The sequence below is a fragment of the Nocardia sp. NPDC004260 genome (assembly GCF_053603155.1).
On record NZ_JBSGEZ010000254.1, the window covers coordinates 1 to 1,544 of the forward strand.

Sequence of the window (1,544 nt, forward strand, 5' to 3'; positions counted from 1 at the left end):
AGCGCGAGTCTCCTCGTCGAACTTCCGTGGTGCCGCCATGGCTGACAGTCTCCCTTGCTATATCAGGAGTCTCCAGCCAGTCCAGGACGGTTCACCTCAGCGATCTGCTCGACCGTGACAGGCCGATCCCGCCCTCATGCTGTTCGTGTTCAGTCCCCCGGGAAGGCTATCGCCGCCGCGTGCCTGCACGTCGGCGAAAGCCACACGGGCAGAGACCCCCAGGCAGCAGCGCGCGGTACGCCCCATCCCCGGAGCGTCCCGACCCGCGCAATGTCTGGTTTCGCGCACGAAAATGTTCTGCATCGCCCCGGGTTTGGTGCGCGCGCCCATCTGCGTCACCTGTTCCGATACCTGCCGGCTACAACAAGCGGCTGCGGAAGGCATCCCCGATGCTCAAGATGGTGCTGCGGGTGTTGTCGGTCGACACGACGCTGTGAACCGACGACGTGTGGGTCATCGACTCGAACCCGGTCGAGTGCGGCCGTTCCAAGGAGACGGTCCGCCGATCCGATCTGGCCGGATGGGCCGAATACGGCTACTGCGCTTCGCATTCGCGCTACTTCTGGGGCCTGCGCCTGCATCTGAGCGCCACCCTGGGTGGACTCCCCCAATCGGGTTTGCGTTGACCGGCGCGAAAGCCGACGAACGCCGAACATTGCTCGACATCCTCACCCTCGACCCCTACCTGCTCGCCGACCGTCGAGGTCAGACATCGATCGCCGACAAGAACTACTTCGGCACCGAATTCGAGTTCACCCTCACCAAACAGGGCCTTCAACTGCGGCGACCAGCTCGCAAGGGCGAACCGAACGGCCCCGTGTCTGGTTCTTCAAACCGCTACGCCAGACCGTCGAGTCGATCAACCAGACCCTCAAAGGCCCGCTCGACCTGGAACGACACGGCGGACGCACCCCCGACGGCGTCGTCGTGCGCGTCCTGCAACGACTCCTCGCCATGACCGCCGCGATCTGGCCCAACGACAAGGTCGGCGCACCCATCCACCGATCACTGACCGCCTACGACCACTGACCAAGCGGCCCGCCACCCCTTGGAATTACTTCTAGATACGCCGGCCCCGCTCACCGACACAGGTCAGAGCCGGCCCGCGGTAGAGCCGGGCGGGGTGAAACGGTGTGCCGGTGTGACCGCCCGCCGGGCGCCGGCCGGGCCGAGATCGGCGGCGGCGGTCATCCTGGGCCAACGGTTGTCGGCCTTCCCCTGGCAGTCACTTCGTCGGCGGCGCGAACCGGTAGGTCGCCCGTACCGAACTGGACCCGTGGCCGCCAGGGGTTAGGTCACGGCTGGCTCAGAACGCGCTTCCGGTGGAGGGCAGGCCGCCGTGGGAGAGGTGGTGGCTGCCGCCACCGCCGTGGATCGGGTCGGCGGGGCCGGGCGCGGGCTCGGCTTGACCGCCGGGCTCGGCTTGATCGTCGGGCTGTGCCTGTTCGTCGGTTTGGGCTGGATCGGCGGGTTCGAGGGTCAGCGGGGCAGCGAGGACCGGGGCTGCCAGGGCGGTTGCCGGCGCTACCGCGAGCGCGACCGCG

At 67.6% G+C, this 1,544-nt stretch carries 1 protein-coding gene and 1 pseudogene; both read left to right on the top strand.

Annotated elements, in window-relative coordinates; translation table 11 throughout:
- Positions 1-341: 341 nt before the first annotated feature.
- Positions 342-1,029, top strand: a pseudogene (locus ACWEO7_RS39450) (transposase); the annotation flags it as partial.
- A gap of 322 nt (positions 1,030-1,351) precedes the next feature.
- The coding region (locus ACWEO7_RS39455) for a hypothetical protein (RefSeq protein ID WP_452430948.1) at positions 1,352-1,544 on the top strand (193 nt) is incomplete at its 3' end.